Raw genomic sequence first — 17,345 nt, 5'->3', positions numbered from 1 at the left:
AGCCCATGAGCGGAACCCGGCGCCGACCGCCGCAGCGCACCATCTCCGGCAGCCGTGCGGCGGGTCGTCGCGGCCGGGCACGCACCGCGTCGCCCAGGCGCTGGATCGACTATCCGCGAGCGGGCCGGGCGGGCGTGCGCCGCTGGTTGCCGTCGTGGCGCCAGGTGCTGGCGTCGCTGCTGCTCTGCACCGGCGCGGTGGCCGCGGCCGTCGGGTACGCCTACGCCACGATCACCATTCCCGACCCCAACCCCTCGACGCTGCTCCAGAACAACGTCTACTACTGGTCCGACGGCACCGTCCTGGCGACCGACGGCAGCGTCAACCGGCAGAACGTATCGCTGGCACAGGTCCCGCAGGGCGTGCAGGGTGACTTCATCGCCGCCGAGAACGCCTCCTTCTACTCCGACCCGGGCATCGATCCGCAGGGCATCGCGCGCGCCCTCGTGCACATGGGCGAGGGCGGTTCCGTCCAGTCCGGTTCGACGATCACCCAGCAGTTCGTCAAGAACACCTACCTCGACCAGTCGCAGACGCTGACCCGCAAGTTCAAGGAGGTGCTGATCTCCGCCAAGATCGGCGCGAGCATGAGCAAGCAGCGGATCCTCCAGGGCTATCTGAACACCTGCTTCTTCGGCCGCCGGGCCAACGGCATCGAGGCCGCGGCTCGCGTGTACTACGACCTGCCGGTCGAGAAGCTGAACGTGAGCCAGGGTGCCTTCCTCGCCGCCGCGGTCAACGAGCCGAGCCTCTTCCAGTACGCCGACTCCGACCCCACGGCGCGGGCACAGGCGCAGGCACGCTGGTCCTGGGTGCTCGACCGGATGGTGCAGACCGGCAAGCTGACGCAGGAGCAGCGGGCCCGGTATGCGTCGGCGGGCTTCCCGGTGCCGAAGAAGTGGACGCCGGGCTCGGGGCTCACCGGCCAGGCCGGCTATCTGGTCCAGCTGGCCCGCTCGTACGTCCAGCAGCACGACCCCGGTGTCACCGACAGCAGCCTGAGCCGGGGCGGTTACCAGATCCACACCACCTTCGACCGGAAGAAGACGGCCGAACTGGCCCAGGCCGTGGCGAAGGTGCGGGCCGGGCGTCTCGACCCCGCCCACCGGGCGGCCGACCGCAACGTCCAGGCCGGTGCCGCCTCGGTGGACCCGGCGACCGGCAGGATCCTGGCCGTCTACGGCGGCCCGGGCTACGAGCAGGCCCACTACTCGGACAACGCCGACACCTCCGGCGTCCCGGTGGGCTCGACCTTCAAACCGGTCGTCCTCGCCTCCGCGCTCCAGTACGGCGCCGTCCTGAAACCGGGCACCTCACCGGCGTCGATCACCCCGGCCAGCAAGTTCAACGGTGACGACGGCATCCAGATCAAGGACCAGCAGGGCACCTACGTCACCGACGACAAGGACCCCACCGGCCTGCTCCACCAGCACAACGACACCACGCACCGCTGGGGCAACATCTCGCTGCGCACCGCGATGGAGCAGTCGGTCAACACGCCGTACGTGCAACTGGGCGAGGACGTCGGATACGCGGACGTGGCCCGGACGGCGAAGGCGCTGGGCCTGCGCCCGCAGAGCCTGGCCGCGCCCAGCGCCGGTTTCTACATCGGCACCTCCACCCCGAGCGCCATCCGCATGGCGGGCGCCTACGCGACGTTCGCCGCCTCCGGGATGCAGATCACGCCGTACTCGGTGACCAGGGTGACCCACGACGGCGCGGTGCTGCCCGGCTTCAGGGCTCCCGCTCCGGTACGGGCCCTGCCGGCGGCGGTCGCCGACAACGTGACCGACGTCCTGCGGGGCGTCGTCACCCGGGGTACCGGTACCAAAGCCCAGGCCCTGGGCCGGACCGCGGCGGGCAAGACCGGAACCACCGACGACTACCGGTCGGCCTGGTTCATCGGCTACACCCGACAACTCGCCACCTCCGTCGTACTGTTCAAGGAGGACCCGGCCCACCCCCAGCTCCAGTCCCTGGCGGGGGTCGGCGGTCTGCAGAAGGTGTTCGGCGGCGACATCCCGACCGAGATCTGGACCCGTTACATGAGCGACGCCCTGTCCGGCCTGCCCGACCTCCCGTTCCCCGCGCCCGCCTCCCTCGGTCGTGGCACCGACGAGCCCGGCGTCCCCTCCGCCTCTCCCACCCCCCGCCCCGCCAAGCGCGCCGGCGGGCACGGCAGACACACGACCACGACAGGCACCCCCAGGCCGAGCCTTCCCACCGCCCGCCCCAAGTGCCGCCCGCACAAGTGCCATTGACCGCGCGACGTCGGTCAAGCCATGGGCAGGCCGATTTTCGGCCATGACTTGCCCGGGAATTTCACTTGAACTGCCCGGTAAGGGCAAAGAAACGTTCCCGCTTCAACATCCGTCTTGTTGTCGTGGCCCCGACATCCGTAGGTTCTGCGCGGCCCCGGCGCACACCCCGCGCCGAGGCCGTACCGCGCACCCCCCACAGCCCTTCCCGGTACACCCACCATGTGGAGGACGTACGTTGCGCAGAACCGTTTCCCTCACCGCCGTGGCCACACTCGCCACGGCCGCCCTCGCCCTGGCCGCCCCCGTCGGCCAGGCCGCCCAGGCCACCGCCTCCCCGTCCCACGGCGTCACCGTCGCGCACGCCTGCGCCGCCCCGGCGAAGAAGGACGAGATGGCCTGCAACGCCTTGCAGGTCACCGCGGGCACCCCCGCCTCGGCGCACGCCGAGAGCGCTCTGACGGCCGCCGCCGCTCCCTCCGGCTACGGCCCCGCCTCGCTCCAGTCGGCGTACAACCTGCCGTCCGCCAGCGGTGGTTCCGGCCGGACCGTGGCGATCGTCGACGCCTACGACGACCCGAACGCCGAGTCCGACCTCGCCGTCTACCGCTCGCAGTACGGCCTGTCCGCCTGCACCACGGCGAACGGCTGTTTCAAGAAGGTCAACCAGAGCGGCGGCACCAAGTACCCGCGCGCCAACTCCGGCTGGGCCGAGGAGATCTCCCTCGACCTCGACATGGTCAGCGCGGCCTGCCCCAACTGCAGGATCCTGCTGGTGGAGGCGAGTTCGTCCAGCATGACCAACCTGGGCACGGCCGTGAACACCGCTGTCGGCCTGGGCGCGAAGTACGTCTCCAACAGCTACGGCGGCTCCGAGTCCGCCAGCGATGCGTCGTACGACTCCGCGTACTTCAACCATCCGGGCGTCGCCATCACCGTCTCCTCCGGCGACGGCGGCTACGGCGCCGAGTACCCGGCGGCCTCCAAGTACGTGACGGCGGTGGGCGGTACGTCCCTGAGGACGGCTTCCAACGCGCGCGGCTGGACCGACACGGTGTGGAGCGGGGCCGGCTCCGGCTGCTCCGCGTACGACGCCAAGCCCAGCTGGCAGCAGGACTTCGGCTGCGCGAACCGCACGGTCGCGGACGTCTCGGCGGTCGCCGACCCCAACACCGGCGTCGCGGTGTACGACACCTACGGCCAGGGCAGCGGCTGGATGGTCTTCGGCGGCACCAGCGCCTCCTCCCCGCTGATCGCGGCGGTCTACGCGCTGGCCGGCGCCCCGTCCTCCGGCTCCTACCCGGCGTCCTTCCCGTACGCGCACACCTCGGCGCTGTACGACGTCACCAGCGGCTCCAACGGCAGCTGCGGCGGCTCGTACCTGTGCACCGGCACCACCGGCTACGACGGCCCGTCCGGACTCGGCACACCGAACGGCACCGCCGCGTTCACCGGCTGACCTCTCAGGGCCGGGCCGCTCGGCCGCACGCACCGGGCGGAGGACCGCCGGGCCGCCTTGCCGCGGCGCTCCCGGTCCTCCGCCACCGGCCGGAGGCGGCTCAGGCCGCGCCGGTCCGGTTGCCGCCGGTCACCGCGTGGAGAGTGAAGGAGTCCGACGCATCGGGGACGGACAGATCGACCGAGACGCCGTAATCCGAGAAGTAGGTGGTGGAGGTGACCTCGGCGGCGTCCGTCTGCATCTGCTCCTGCGTCTCCACCGGCAGGTTCTCGCTGTTGACCCAGAGGTCGACGTGGTCGTCCGTAGCACCCGACGCGGCGAGCCGCTTCTTGAGGAACTTCACGTCATCAGGCGTCAGGCCCTGCTTGCTGGCGATCACCTTGGTCATGTCCAACGTGCCCGTGTAATGGGTGGTGGCAGCCCCGCGTATCGTCTCCCGGCCCACCTTGCGCAGGTCGCCGCCGGCGATCAGCATCCGTACGGCCATGGCGGGATTCGCCTGCTTCAGCTGGTCGGTCCCGGCCTTGCCGGCGGCACCTTGCGCGGCGAGGAGGGCGAGCGGCTCCTTGATCCAGTGCTTGCCGCCCACACTGGCCAGCTTCTGAGCGGGCACCTTCAGGTACATGGCGTCGCTGCGGATCTTCATCTGCATCGCGGGGGCCGGTGTAGGGGCGGAGGACTTCACCGTCAGCGTGACGTTGCCCTGCAGACCGTTGGCCCAGTCGTGCTCCCCGACGAGGCGCATCTGGTGCAGGGTGCCCACCGTGACCGTCTGGTCGACCTTGGCCGAATGGACCTTGGCCGTGGCGCTCTCCACCTGGAGCAGGTAGGCCACCGGTGAGACGGCCACCGTCGACGGCGAGGGGGAGGCGTGGTGGCCCGTCGCAGACATGGATTTACCGCCGCAGGCGGAGACCGTGCCCAGAGTCGCCGTGGCGGCCGTGACCGCCAGAACCGTACGGAACCGCATGCCACGCATGGCACGACCCCCCGTTTTCTCGTGTCCGATGACTCGGATGTTCGAATAGTGGGCGCAGAGTAGCGTATGGATCCGGCCATGCCGGCTGCGGGGTCGGGCGAACTCGGAGAGGCGTTCGGCGAGGTGGCCGACTCACGGGAACCGGGAGTCGGTGCGGGCTCGTCCACCCGGAGGAGACCGATGCGGTGGAAGGCCGGGGAGCAGCCATGGACGACCGCTGGTGGAAGCGGGTCGGGCGCAGAAGCGGGCGCCCGGAGCGCGGACGCGACGAGGCCGACGAGCCGTTCACGATGACATCGACGACGGACGAGGACGGCAGGTTCGTCATCAACGTGACCCTGGGACCCGTGATGAGCTGGGGGGTGAAGTACAGCCACGAAGCGGACGAGTACGGCATCACCGATCCGAGGACCTTGCGGACGGGCACCAGGTATGCCCGGCTTCTGCTGGAGCACAACGAGGTCGCGGAAGCGGTCACGACCTACCGTCAGATCGTCGCCGCCAGACGGGCCTCGCTCGGCCCGGACCACCCCGACACCCTCGCCAGTGAGCACAGCCTCGGATTCGCGCTGGCCACCCAGGGCCTGTACGCCGACGCCGAGCCGGTGCAGCGGGCCGTCTACGACAAGCGGTGCAGGGTGCTGGGAGCCGACCACCGCGAGACGCTGTCCAGCGGGATGAACCTCGGCGACACCCTCCACCGCCTCGGCCTGCTGCAGGAGGCGGAACAGCTGCACCGAAGGATCATCGACGGCATGGCACGGACGTTGGGCGAGGACGCGTCGGACACCCTGCTCAGCCGGATGAACCTGGTTGGTGTACTGCGTTCGCAGGGGCGGTTGGACGATGCCGAGCAGGTCTGCGCCACCGTGGCGGCCGGATTCGAGCGGGCCGACGGGCGCACCTCCCCGCGCGCCCTCCAGGCCCGCAGCAACCACGCCCTCGTACTGATCGAACTCGGCCGTGCCAAAGAGGCCCTCAGCAAGACGAAACCGCTGGTCGAGGAAGCTGAACAGGCGCTGGGCGCGGACCACGTGACCACGCTGCACGCGCGTCGCACACTCGCCGACGCGCTCCACCACTGCGGGCGGACCCGCGAGGCCGTCCGCACCAGGGACGAGGTGGTCACCCGCTACGAACGGATGCTCGGGGCCGACCGCCCGGACACCCTCGACGCGCGCGAGGTCTTCGCGCAGGTCCTGGCCGCCGCCGGGGACCACCCCCGCGCCGAGCGGGAGGCCCGTGCCTGTCTGGCCGGCCGTGAGCGCACGCTGGGCCCCGGCCACCCGGGCACCGAACACGCCCGCACCCTCCTGGCGCGGCTCCGCAACGGCGGCTGACGGGGCGACGGCGGCCCAACTGCCGGGCACAGTACGGCCGTCGCCCCGTCACGCCCCCGTGTGGACGTGCGCGGCCCACAGAGTGGGCGTGCGTCGGTAGCGGTCGCGCAGCGCCCGGACCGCCGTGTGCAGTGCGTACGGCGGCGATCCGGCCGCGGCGTAGAAGCGCCGGGCGATCTCCAGCGCGGCGGCGTCGTCGGTCTCCCACAGCGTGCCGACGACGTGCCGGAAGCCGGCCAGCAGGAAGGCTCCGGTGATGTGCACGGCCTCGTCGGCGAGTAGGAGGCTGCCACGGGTCGTGGAGCAGGCGGAGAGGTACGCCAGTTCCGCCTGCTCCAGGCCGAGGGCCGAGATGTCCGCGACGGTGAGCGGGCTGTCGGCGTGGTCGTGGGTGAGCAGCCGGGCGGCCGCGGGGGCGTCCGGGTCGCTGACGGCGTGGCAGACGAAGTGGGCGTGCGTGGCGCCCGCGAGCGTGGCGAGCACCCGGTCGCGCGTCGCCGCCTCGTCGGCCTCGATTCGCGCGTCGGGGAGCGCGCCCGCCGCGACGCGCGCCTCCCGTACCGCGGAGGGCAGCTCTCCGTACCCGCCGGGCGTGCTGCCCATCGCCACCACACACGCCCTGGCCCGCACCGCGGCGACCGGTGTCCGTGACCGGACCCGCATCAGCGCCTCGACGGTCGGGGTGTACGAGGACACGACCCGGTCCAGCGCCGACTCGCCGGCCTCCCGGCCGTCACCGCTGTCGTCCCCGGCGCCCGCGGCATGCAGCGGGAAGAACGCCATCGGCCCGGTGGGACACCACCACAGCCGCGGCCACGGATCGCCCCCCACCGGCGGGGCGTGATGGCCGAGCCGGTCCAGGACCGGGCGGACGGTGGTCCGCCACAACCAGTCCAGCACCTCCCGGACGGTCTGCTGGGCGGCCATCCGCCGACGTGCCCCGACGCCGGGATCGTGCGCCTCGGCCGTGGCGGTCTGCAGCGAGACGGCGTTGCCGGACGCCTCCTCCAGCGTCAGCTCCGGCAGCGGTAGCACCTCAAGCCGCCCCCGACGCAGAACGAGCGCGTCGCACCGGTACTTCGTCGGCACGATCATCACGACCGTGTCCATGCCGGCACCGGCGAGCAACTCCCGGGCGCCGACGGGCCGCAGGAAGTCCCCGAACCCCGGCAGCGCGCGGATGCGGTCCAGCAGGCGGGCCCACTCCGCCTCGCGGTCGCGTGCCGGGTCCGGCGCCCAGGACGGTTCCCCCGCGCCGAGGCCCGGCCCGGTGCGGGCGTCCGGCTCCGGCGCGTCGGACTCCCGGCGCAGCCTCGTGTAGGCGCGGGCCAGCTCCGGGTCGGCGGCCCACAGCGGCGCGAGTCCGCCGCGGGCGGTGAGCCTGCGGCGCAGCAGCACGCCCCGGCCCTGTTCCAGCAGTTCGAGCGCGCGCTCGGGCCGGCCGGCCTGGAGCGCGCACGCCGCCGCCGACATGGCCGTTCCCGCCATACCGGCCAGATCGTGGTGCTGGTCCATGCGCAGCCGGTTGCGAGAGGCCAGCCGGGGCAAGAGCGCGACCGCGTCGGCCAGCGCGTCGGTCGCCGCCCGCCAGTCACCGAGGGTCGCCCGGGAGTGCCCCAGGACGTCCAGGGCCTGGATACGGCGGCTGACCGGGGCGGTCCCGACCCGCGAGCCGGCCAGGGCCACCTCGGCGGCCTGGCGCACCAGGTCGAGATCGCCGGTGTGCAGATGCTCGGCGCGCAGCGCCTGGACGAGGGAGTACCGGGTCGGCATCTGACCGGGATGCTGCGGCGGAAAGGCGGCGGTGGCCTCCCGCAGCAGCTCGATGCACTCGCGCAGGTCGGCGAGGTCGCCGAGGGCGTCGTACCGCTTGCGCAGGGCGTAGCCGAGGCTGTCGACGTACAGCCGGTGGTCGTCGTCGTTCGGTGGACACAGAGCCAGGGCCTGCCGGTAGCAGCCCACCGCGTAGTCCAGCGACGGAAGATCACCGGTGTTCTCGTGGACGGTCAGCGACACGTTCGCCAGGCTGGCCAGCGCAGGCGGGTAGGCCGGGTCGCGCGGGTGCAGAGCGTCGAGGGCGCTCTGGTACGCCTCGCCCGCCCGGCGGAGGACTTCGCGGTCCTTCGTGCGTTCGAACAGGTGCATCAGCACGTTGCCGCTGCGGGCGGACAGAAGTACCCGTTTCTCACTCTGGGTCCGTGGATCCAGCGCGGACCGCGCTGCCTCCAGGACGTCGACGGCACGGTGGACATCGCCGGTGTGCCGGGTGTTGTCGGACCGTAGGAGCAGACAACTGGCGAGATCCGCCGCCGCGGCCGCACGGTTGTGGCCCGCGGCATGTTCCGCGGCATACTGCAGCAGAGCGATCGCCTCGTCGAGGTCGGCGGGCTCGGCCGCCAGTTCGTATCGCTCGCGCAGGGCGTTGCCGAGGACTACGTGCCCGGCGGCGACGTTGCCAGGGAGCTGGACGAACGCCGGATTGCCGCCGGGGTGGTGGGCGAGTGCCGCGTCGAGTCCCCGGTGGCCCTGCTCGATCGCCTCGTCGAGGACGTCCTGCCCGCCGGTGAGGTGGTATTTCGTCAGCAGAGCGTGCGACGTCTTCACCATGAGTGCGACATGGTTGGGGTCCTCACGCTCGATCCTCAGTGCCGCGTGGTGCAGCGCAGACAGTGCGGTGTCGAGGTCACCGGACAGGCCGGTCAGCCGGGCCCGGGTCACCAGCGCGTCGCAGAGCTCGACCACTTGGGTGACGACATCCTCGGCGCTCTGCCCGGTGGCTCGGCATGCGGCGTGCAGCAGGATCACCGCCTCGTCCAGGTCCTCCGGCTGCAGACGTCGCTCATACCGCTGGAACAGGGCGCGGCCCAACTCGAACTGGCAGGCCGGGCGGTCACGATGACCCTCCGGGTGGCCGGCGAGCGCGGCGCGCCAGGCCGCGAGCGCCTCCTCGGCCGGTGCCTCCTCCGGCTCGGCCGCGCACAGTCGGCCGAGGCCGGCGGCCCTCATCCGCAGCGCCTCGAGGCGGCCGGGATCGCCGTCCGGCAGCAGCTCCGCCACCCGTCGGTACAGCCCCAGTGCGTCGGTCAAGTCAGCACGTTCCGCCGTGAGTTGATACCGCGCGTGCAACGCCTCGGCGGCGCGGCGAAGAAGGGAGACGTGAGCGGGGTCGGCGTCCGTGCTGCGCGCCACCAACAGGCGGTAGACCTCCACGCACTCGTCGAGTTCCGGGGCCCGGGCGTAGTGGCGCAGCGCCCGGGCCAGGCCGTCGAGGCAGGGCAGCACCGCGTCCGGGTCGCCACCGGAGCCGTTCAGGGCCGCCCGGAACAGCGGCACGGCCTGGTCGAGATGGCGCGTCTGCGAGGTGCGGTACCAGCGGATCAGGGCGACGATGCCGAGGTTCTGCAGCACCGAGGCCCGGAGCGCCGCGGGGCCGTGGTCGTGGGCCACGCGCAGCAGTGTCTCGGCGCGGTCCAACCGGCCCTCGTCGTAGTTCCGTTGACACTCCTGTAACAGGCGCACGCCCTCGGCGTGGCACGTCCTCACCGTCAGGAAGTCGTACCTCTTCAACACATCGCCCCCGTCCTCCCCTGGCGGGCAACTCGCCCTCTACTCTGACGATACGAGCGACCGATGCGCCCCGCCCCGCCCTCACGGATGCCGGCGGCGGCCGAAGGAGGGGGAGGCCGGCATGAGCCACCGGGAGCAGGCCCGGGTCCGGGTCACCGCCGCGACATCCGCCCGGCTTTCCCGGATGTGCGAGGACCTGGCCGAGGCCGAGGAGCTCGTCGGCCCCGAGTTCACACCGGTGCTCGAGCGGCTGCGCAGCCCCGACGCGTCGGAGCACCAGGTCCGCACGGCCCTGGCCGAGCTGGAGGAACTGCTGCGGCAACACGGGCTGGTCGGCCCCGGCGCCGTCGCCCGCGGCGAGCTGCCGGCCGGCGGGTACCAGCCGCTGCCCGGCCTCGGCCCCGGACGTCCGCTGGAGGAGGTGTACGTCTGCCCCGGTGACCTCTGCGACCGGGTGGAGATCCCCCGGCCCGGCCCGCCGCGGGCCCCGCTGTGCGCGGTGTGGGCGTGCCCGCTGCCACGCTTCCGGATGGACCGGGAGCGGTGACCGCGTGGGTTGCCTCCCTGGGCGGCAAGCTCGCCGAACGGTGGCTGGCGACACTCGTGCTGCCGGGGGTGGTGTTCGTCTGCGGCGCCGCCGTCACGGCCCGGCTCGGTCAGCGGCACTGGGCGGACGTGGGGCTGGTGCGTTCCGGTATCGACCGGTTCGCGGTCACTCCGGCCGCGCACAGCAACGGCGCCGTCCTGCTGATGGCGCTGGCCGCCGTGGTCCTGGCCGCCGCCGCCTCCGCTGCCGCCCAGGCGCTGGGTCAGCTCGTCGTACGACTCTGGACGGGCACCTGGGGCCGGTGCGGAGGACCGCTGGTGCGCCGGCGGCAACGCCGCTGGGACCAGGCCGCCGCCCGGTACGAGGCGGCGCTGCGGGAGAAGGCCCGCCGGCTGCGCGGTGTGCATCCGTCGCCGTCCGCGACCCCCGTGTTGCCGGACACCGCCTCGCTGGCCGCCGTCCGCGACCGCATCGCGCTGATCAGGCCGCGGCTGCCCACCTGGACGGGTGACCGAATGGTGGCCGTCGACGAACACATCCGTACCGCCTACGACCTCGACCTGGCCACCGTCTGGCCCCGGCTCTGGCTGACCCTGCCGGAAGAGGTCCGGGCGCCTCTCACCCAGGCGCAGGCAGGGCTCACCGCCGCCGCCCGTACGGCTGCCTGGGGCGGCCTCTGGCTCGCCCTCGGCCCGCGGTGGTGGCCCGCCGCCCTGATCGGCGCCGGCGGTCTGGCGCTCGGCTGGTGGCGAGGCCGCACCGCCATGGAACACCTCGCCCAACTCGTGGAGTCCACCGTCGACCTGCACGCCGCCGCGCTGGCCAAGTCCCTCGGCCACCCGGTCGAGGGTCCCTTCGGCCCTGCCGACGGTGAGGCGGTGACCCGGATTCTGCGCAAGGGGTACTGAAGCCCGCCCAGCGGGCCGAGCACCTTCGGAGCGATGTCCGCGGCGGTGCCCACGCCGCCCGGCACGATGGTCCGCAGCTCCGGCTTGAGCAGTACGGCGTTGCCGTCGGGCGAGCGGTGTCTCTCACCATGTCCAGCCGTGGCCCCCGCTGTTGTGGGACAGGGCCAGGACGGCGGTGGCCACGGTGAGGTATCGAGTCGGGCGGCCCTGGCTGAACAGGGCCGCCAAAGCCCAGGCGAGAGCGGTGTACCACGGCATCGACCACGGTGCCGCGAGGACCCACGCGAAGGCCAGCGCGAACGGCAGGGCACCGACAGCGGGGACATCCGGAGCGGCGCGGCGGCGGAGCGCCCACGCCAGCGCGAGCATCACAACCGGCCACAGCACACTGACGATCGCCGCAGCCGCGCGAGGGCCCAGGACCGCGGTACCGCACTGATCGAAGACCGCCCACAAGGAGGGTGCCGAGACCAGTCGGGAGGCCGCGGAGAGCGGGAGGAACGCGTGCGCGCCGTAGGCTCCGTAGAGCGCGGCCAGGGTCAGCGCGGCCGCGCCTGCCTGCCGGGCGGCCGGTCGCCAGGTGCCCGAGCGCAACAGCGGCCAGGCCAGCCCGACACCGAACAGGCAGGCACTGATCTTCACGCCGCAGGCGAGGCCGACCAGCCCTCCCACGATCAGGTCGTGGGGCCACCGGGTGGTCCTGCGGGCGAGGTGGATCGCGCAGACGGCCAGGCCCGCGACGAGGGTGTCGAGGTGCCCGCCCGCGACCAGCACGCCGATCAGCAGCGGGTTGACGCTCCACAGCAGGCCCGCGCGGACCGGATCGTCGGCGGTACGCAGCAACAGGTACCCGGTACCCACGAAGACGGCGGCGTTCGCGAGCATCAGCGCCCATATGGTCAGCCACGGCCGCTCCTGGCCGATGAACGCCGCGGCGCCCTGCCACCACGTCGCCACCGGCCCGTACACGGAAGGTGTGTTCCGCCACGCCTCGCTCACCAGGTGGGCGTACGCGCCGCCCAGCCGGGCGGGAGTCGTCACGTACGGGTCACCGCCGAGCGCGGCGATACGGCCGTACGCGGCGTAGCTGGCCGTGTCGGAGGAGCCGACCGGGGTGAGGTTGGCGACGGCGAACGCGGTCAGCGCGCCGAGCCGGAACAGGAGCCGGGCATCGGGTCTCCAGCCCCGCTCATGAGCCCTGAGCATGCCCAGCACGCCGCAGCACGACAGCACGATGGCCGCGATCGTGACGGTCTGGGAGACGTGGCCGGGCATGGCAGGCAGCCGGAGCCAGGTGACCGGTGCCCTGAGCGTGTTGTGATTGGGCGCGCTCGCGCCGACCAGAGCGAACAGCGCGATACCGGCCCCGGCCATCCACACCGCCGGGCGCGGCGTCGGCCGGTCGACGACCATGAGCGTCCGCGAGGGACTTCTCCGCATCGGGCCCGCGAGACGCAAAGGCCACTCATTGCGGTTGGTCGTCAAGGCCATTCTCCGGGGTGTTGCTTCAGCTCGTGGCGAGGACTGCCGTGAGTCGTGCATCCAGTACGGCACGGTCGCCGCTGAGTTGGGTTCCTTCCCCTCGACGTCTACGGTCCCGAATGAGGTTTGCGACCGTGTGGACGGTAGCGTGCCGCCGAGTCTGCCACGTGCTCCCGTGCACCATGCAACCCGGTGCACGACTCCCGAGGGCCCATTTCTTTGCCGTGCAGGTGGCAGCGGCGTGCTGCGGGGTCGATGCAGGCGTACGACAGCAGCACGGCACGGCCCGGTCTTCCGTCGCATGGGCAGGGGAGGGACGGAGAGCCGTCATGGTGCTCGTACCGGACGGACGGGGCGGGTGAAGCGCGCCGGCAGTCAGGATGCGTTCAGGTGCCTGCTGGCACGGTCGGACGACGTGACCCATGAAACGTCGGAGAGCCGGGTGTTTCCGGAGGCCGGCCAGACGCCCCGTGCGCGTCACCGGCCCCGCCGGACCAAGGTGCCCGAGGTCACCGTCTACTTCTGGATCATCAAGGCGCTGTGCACGACGGTCGGCGAGACCGCGGCGGACCTGCATGCTGTTCGCGGCGGCCGGGCTGGTCTTGACGGCCGGTGCGACGCTGACGCTGCCGCGGGGCGGGCGGGCGTGAGGCTCGCTGCGGGCCTTGCTGCCGGGACGCGGGGCGGCGGGACCGGCTGGTGCCGGATGTCACCTGACGGCGCAGCAGGAGCCGGGCGTTCTAAGGGCCGGCTGATCGGCCGGGGGCGAATTCGAGGACGGGTTCGGACGAATGCCTGAAGCGCGGCCGATTCGCCCGCATCCCGCCACATCAGCGCGTAGTCGACGGGCGACGCGTCGTCGAACGGGACGTAGGCGATGTCCGGCCGGGCGTGGTAGACCCCCGCCCTGACGGTGGCCACCGTTGCCCCTTTGCCCGCTCCGACCAGCAACAGCATCTCGTGCCACCCGACGGCGCTCGGGCCGTGCTCGATGGGGCGGCCCTCGGGTGTGCGGCGCGGGAAGTGTGCCTCACGCAATGTTCGGGACACGCCTACCGGCGCGATCAGTGGCAGGACGGCGAAGTCTTCCAGTGCCACCGTTTCCCGTGCCGCCAGAGGGTGGGCCGCGGGAACCACGAAGGCACGGCGTTCGGAGAACAGGACGGGGCCCACGGTGACGTCGGACTCCTCGACGGGCGGCTCGGCGACCAGCAGGTCGACGTCCTCCTGCCGCAGTACCGCGATGGCGGTGTTGTACGTCACTTCCTGAAGCTCGACGGCGCAACGGGGGTGGCGGGTGGAGAAGCCACCGCGGCCCGCAGGATGAGCTCACCGGACCAAGGGGCGGTGAAGCCGACACGCAGCACCCCGCTGATGCCCTCACAGGTCGCCGTCGCAGTGCTGAAAGCCCGCTGGATCTGCACGTACGCGGGCAGCAGGTCATCGCGAAGCCGACGGCCGACCGGAGTGAGGGCGACGCGCCGGCTACTGCGCTCGAACAGCACACCGCCGATGCGAAAGTGGAGGTCTTCGGCCAAAGTCAGGAATGTCTCGATCTCGTACCGTTCCAACGGTCCCCCGTCTCGTGGCTTCCGTCCCCACGGATTGTGTGTCATGCCCGCGAAAAGCGAGGCTCCCCGGCACCCGCCCCGCCGGCCTTCCTGGGTGCGGAGGCTGCGGGCGGGACCACCCCACCGCCCGGCCAGGCGGTCTCCTCCCGGCTGCGGGCTTCCACCAGGTGCCCGTCCCCGGAAGCACTGGGCCGGGGGCTCCGGGAGACCGCCTACCCTTGACTCATGACCAGCAGCAGCGACCGGAGCCCCGCCGTGGACGTTCAAGCACCAAAGACGTATGAAGTGCGCACCTACGGGTGCCAGATGAACGTCCACGATTCCGAGCGGTTGGCCGGCCTGCTCGAAGACGCCGGGTACGTGCGGGCCCCCGAGGGGTCGGACGGGGACGCGGACGTGGTCGTGTTCAACACCTGCGCCGTGCGGGAGAACGCCGACAACCGGCTGTACGGCAACCTCGGCCGGCTCGCGCCGAGGAAGGCCTCGCGGCCCGGCATGCAGATCGCGGTCGGCGGCTGCCTCGCGCAGAAGGACCGCGACACCATCGTGAAGAAGGCGCCCTGGGTGGACGTCGTCTTCGGCACGCACAACATCGGCAAGCTCCCCGTCCTGCTGGAGCGCGCCCGCGTGCAGGAGGAGGCGCAGGTCGAGATCGCCGAGTCGCTGGAGGCCTTCCCGTCCACCCTGCCGACCCGGCGCGAGAGCGCCTACGCGGCCTGGGTGTCGATCTCCGTCGGCTGCAACAACACCTGCACCTTCTGTATCGTCCCGGCCCTGCGCGGCAAGGAGAAGGACCGCCGGCCCGGCGACATCCTCGCCGAGGTGGAGGCGCTGGTCGCCGAGGGCGTCTCCGAGATCACGCTGCTCGGTCAGAACGTCAACGCCTACGGCTCCGACATCGGCGACCGCGAAGCCTTCAGCAAGCTGCTGCGCGCCTGCGGGAACATCGAGGGCCTGGAGCGGGTCCGCTTCACCTCCCCGCACCCGCGCGACTTCACCGACGACGTCATCGCCGCCATGGCCGAGACCCCGAACGTGATGCCGCAGCTGCACATGCCGCTGCAGTCCGGCTCGGACACCGTGCTGAAGGCGATGCGCCGCTCCTACCGGCAGGATCGCTACCTCGGGATCATCGAGAAGGTGCGCGCCGCCATCCCGCACGCCGCGATCACCACCGACATCATCGTGGGCTTCCCCGGCGAGACCGAGGCGGACTTCGAGCAGACCCTGCACGTCGTCCGTGAGGCACGCTTCGCGCAGGCCTTCACCTTCCAGTACTCCAAGCGCCCGGGCACCCCGGCCGCGACCATGGACGACCAGATCCCCAAGGAGATCGTCCAGGCGCGCTACGAGCGGCTCGTCGCCCTCCAGGAGGAGATCTCCTGGGAGGAGAACAAGAAGCAGGTCGGCCGCACGCTGGAACTGATGGTCGCCGAGGGCGAGGGCCGCAAGGACGGCGCCACGCACCGGCTCTCCGGCCGCGCCCCCGACAACCGGCTCGTCCACTTCACCAAGCCGGAGCAGGAGGTCCGCCCCGGCGACGTGGTCACCGTCGAGGTGACGTACGCCGCCCCGCACCACCTCCTCGCCGAGGGCCCCGTCCTCGCCGTGCGCCGCACGCGCGCGGGGGACGCCTGGGAGAAGCGCAACGCCGCCGAGGCCGCGGAGCCGGCGGGCGTCATGCTCGGCCTGCCGAAGATCGGCGTACCGGCCCCGCTGCCGGTCGCGACGAGCGGGTGCGGCTGCGACTGAGGGCCTGCCACGGCCCGGCCATGACCTCGCTGACGCGCTGATCGAGGACTGACACGGGGCCCTGCCGTGGGGTTACCCTGCCGATCATGCTTGTCGCCGCCGCAGTCTGTCCGTGCCCTCCGCTGCTCGTACCCGAGGTCGCCGCGGGCGCCGCGCCCGAGATGGACGCCGCCCGCGCGGCCTGCACCGACGCGCTCGGGGTGCTCGCCGCCGCCCGCCCGGACCTCCTGGTGGTCGTCGGGCCGGCCGAGCAGAGCGGACGCGGATCGTTTCCGCAGGGAAGTCCGGGATCCTTCCGCGGATTCGGTGTCGACGTGGACGTACGCCTGGGCCCCGCCACGGACACCGCGGCCGGGCGCGAGCTGCCCCCGTCGCTGGCCGTAGGCGCCTGGCTGCTGGAGCGGACCGGCTGGGCGGATGCCCCGATCGAGGGACTCGGCGTGGGGGAACCGCTCGCGCCCGAGCTGTGCATCGAAGCCGGCAGGGAGCTCGCCGCCCGGGCCGGGCGGGTGGCGCTGCTGGTGATGGGAGATGCCAGCGCATGCCGCACGGTCAAGGCGCCGGGCTACCTGGACGAGCGGGCGGCACCCTTCGACGCGGAGGTCGCGCGGGCCCTGGGCGCGGCCGACGTGGCGGCCGTCGAGGCGCTGGACGCCGAGCTGGCGTACGAGCTGAAGGCCTCGGGCCGGGCCCCCTGGCAGATCCTGGCCGGCGCGGCCGAGGACACGGACCTCAGCGGCGCGCTGCTGTACGAGGACGCGCCCTACGGGGTGGGATACCTGGTCGCGACCTGGTCCTAGACATCCGGGACTCGCGCCCGCGCGCCCGCGACGGCGGGGGTTCGCGTGCCTGCGCAGTCGGCTGCGTGCCGGGGACGGCGGGGGTTCGTGTGCCTGCGTAGTCGGGTGTGTGCCGGGACGGCGGGGGTTCGTGTGCCTGCGTAGTCGGGTGTGTGCCGGGACGGCGGGGGTTCGTGTGCCTGCGCAATCGGCTGCGTGCCGGCGATGGCCGAGGTTCGTGTGCCTGCGCAGTCGGCTGTGTGCTCGCGATGGCCGGGGTTCGTGCGCCTGCGTAACTGGCTGCGTGCCGGGGACGGCGGGGGTTCGTGTGCCTGCGCAGTCGGCTGTGTGCTCGCGACGGCCGGGGTTCGTGTGCCTGCGTAACCGGCTGCGCGCCCAGGACGGCCGGGGTTCGTGTGCCTGCGCAATCGGCTGTGTGCTCGCGACGGCGGGGGTTCGCGCGCCTGCGTAACCGGCTGCATGCCCGGGACGGCCGGGGCTCGCGCGCCCGCGCAGTCGGCTGCGTGCCCGGGACGGCCGGGGCTCGCGCGCCCGCGCAGTCGGCTGCGTGCCCGGGACGGCCGGGGCTCGCGCGCCCGCGCACGTCGCTGCGTGCCCGCGCCGGAAGGGACTCGCACGCCCCCACACGCGACTGCACGCCCGCGCACACCGCTACGCGCCCGCGCAAACGGCGGACGGCCGG

The 17,345-nt window shown here is 72.5% G+C and carries 12 protein-coding genes; 7 read left to right on the top strand and 5 right to left on the bottom strand.

Translation table 11 applies throughout. The features are described from left to right. Nucleotides 1–5 precede the first annotated feature (5 nt). Together BFF78_RS12245 and BFF78_RS12240 are read left to right on the top strand one after the other, a co-directional pair. Nucleotides 6–2,261, top strand: a complete 2,256-nt coding sequence (locus BFF78_RS12245) for a transglycosylase domain-containing protein (protein ID WP_079161278.1) — start codon at nt 6–8, stop codon at nt 2,259–2,261. Nucleotides 2,262–2,496: 235 nt separating this feature from the next. Continuing rightward, on the top strand, nt 2,497–3,717 hold the full coding sequence (locus tag BFF78_RS12240) for a S53 family peptidase (protein WP_069778360.1): 1,221 nt from the start codon (nt 2,497–2,499) through the stop codon (nt 3,715–3,717). Between the two features lie 100 nt (nt 3,718–3,817). Here BFF78_RS12240 and BFF78_RS12235 read toward each other — a convergent pair whose 3' ends face one another. Next, a complete protein-coding gene (locus BFF78_RS12235) occupies nt 3,818–4,687 on the bottom strand; it encodes an SCO4651 family lipoprotein (RefSeq protein WP_069778359.1) in 870 nt (289 codons plus the stop codon). A 215-nt stretch (nt 4,688–4,902) separates the two neighbouring features. Here BFF78_RS12235 and BFF78_RS12230 point away from each other — a divergent pair, with 215 nt between their 5' ends. Further along, on the top strand, nt 4,903–6,036 hold the full coding sequence (locus tag BFF78_RS12230; RefSeq protein WP_069778358.1) for a tetratricopeptide repeat protein: 1,134 nt from the start codon (nt 4,903–4,905) through the stop codon (nt 6,034–6,036). Nucleotides 6,037–6,084: 48 nt separating this feature from the next. Here BFF78_RS12230 and BFF78_RS12225 read toward each other — a convergent pair whose 3' ends face one another. Continuing rightward, complete coding sequence (locus BFF78_RS12225) at nt 6,085–9,555, bottom strand: CHAT domain-containing protein (protein ID WP_159032995.1); 3,471 nt, start codon at nt 9,553–9,555, stop codon at nt 6,085–6,087. Between the two features lie 169 nt (nt 9,556–9,724). Here BFF78_RS12225 and BFF78_RS12220 point away from each other — a divergent pair, with 169 nt between their 5' ends. After that, complete coding sequence (locus tag BFF78_RS12220; RefSeq protein ID WP_069778356.1) at nt 9,725–10,150, top strand: hypothetical protein; 426 nt, start codon at nt 9,725–9,727, stop codon at nt 10,148–10,150. Beyond that, nucleotides 10,147–11,058 carry a hypothetical protein gene (locus BFF78_RS12215; RefSeq protein WP_069778355.1) on the top strand — a complete coding sequence of 304 codons (912 nt, stop codon included), beginning with the start codon at nt 10,147–10,149 and terminating at the stop codon, nt 11,056–11,058. Before BFF78_RS12220 ends, BFF78_RS12215 begins: the two co-directional genes overlap by 4 nt. A gap of 123 nt (nt 11,059–11,181) precedes the next feature. On the opposite strand, the gene BFF78_RS12210 is transcribed toward BFF78_RS12215, so the two are convergent. From BFF78_RS12210 to BFF78_RS48195, 3 genes are all read right to left on the bottom strand, one after another. Continuing rightward, nucleotides 11,182–12,498: an MptA/MptB family glycosyltransferase gene (locus BFF78_RS12210; protein ID WP_159032994.1), complete on the bottom strand. Its 1,317-nt coding sequence runs from the start codon at nt 12,496–12,498 to the stop codon at nt 11,182–11,184. A 558-nt stretch (nt 12,499–13,056) separates the two neighbouring features. Continuing rightward, nucleotides 13,057–13,803 (bottom strand): LysR substrate-binding domain-containing protein, encoded by a 747-nt coding sequence (locus tag BFF78_RS43135; protein ID WP_069778353.1) that lies wholly within the window; start codon nt 13,801–13,803, stop codon nt 13,057–13,059. Continuing rightward, on the bottom strand, nt 13,800–14,111 hold the full coding sequence (locus tag BFF78_RS48195) for a LysR family transcriptional regulator (protein ID WP_069778352.1): 312 nt from the start codon (nt 14,109–14,111) through the stop codon (nt 13,800–13,802). Before BFF78_RS48195 ends, BFF78_RS43135 begins: the two co-directional genes overlap by 4 nt. A gap of 225 nt (nt 14,112–14,336) precedes the next feature. Here BFF78_RS48195 and miaB point away from each other — a divergent pair, with 225 nt between their 5' ends. Continuing rightward, the gene (miaB, locus tag BFF78_RS12195; protein ID WP_069778351.1) at nt 14,337–15,863 is read left to right on the top strand and encodes a tRNA (N6-isopentenyl adenosine(37)-C2)-methylthiotransferase MiaB; all 1,527 of its coding nucleotides are present in this window, start codon (nt 14,337–14,339) and stop codon (nt 15,861–15,863) included. Nucleotides 15,864–15,949: 86 nt separating this feature from the next. Further along, on the top strand, nt 15,950–16,663 hold the full coding sequence (locus BFF78_RS12190; protein ID WP_069778350.1) for a class III extradiol dioxygenase subunit B-like domain-containing protein: 714 nt from the start codon (nt 15,950–15,952) through the stop codon (nt 16,661–16,663). Nucleotides 16,664–17,345 lie beyond the last annotated feature (682 nt).

Source organism: Streptomyces fodineus, from assembly GCF_001735805.1.
Taxonomy (GTDB): Bacteria; Actinomycetota; Actinomycetes; order Streptomycetales; family Streptomycetaceae; genus Streptomyces; species Streptomyces fodineus.
The sequence above is the reverse complement of the archived record's forward strand: the minus strand, read 5'-3'. Positions and strand labels throughout refer to the sequence as shown.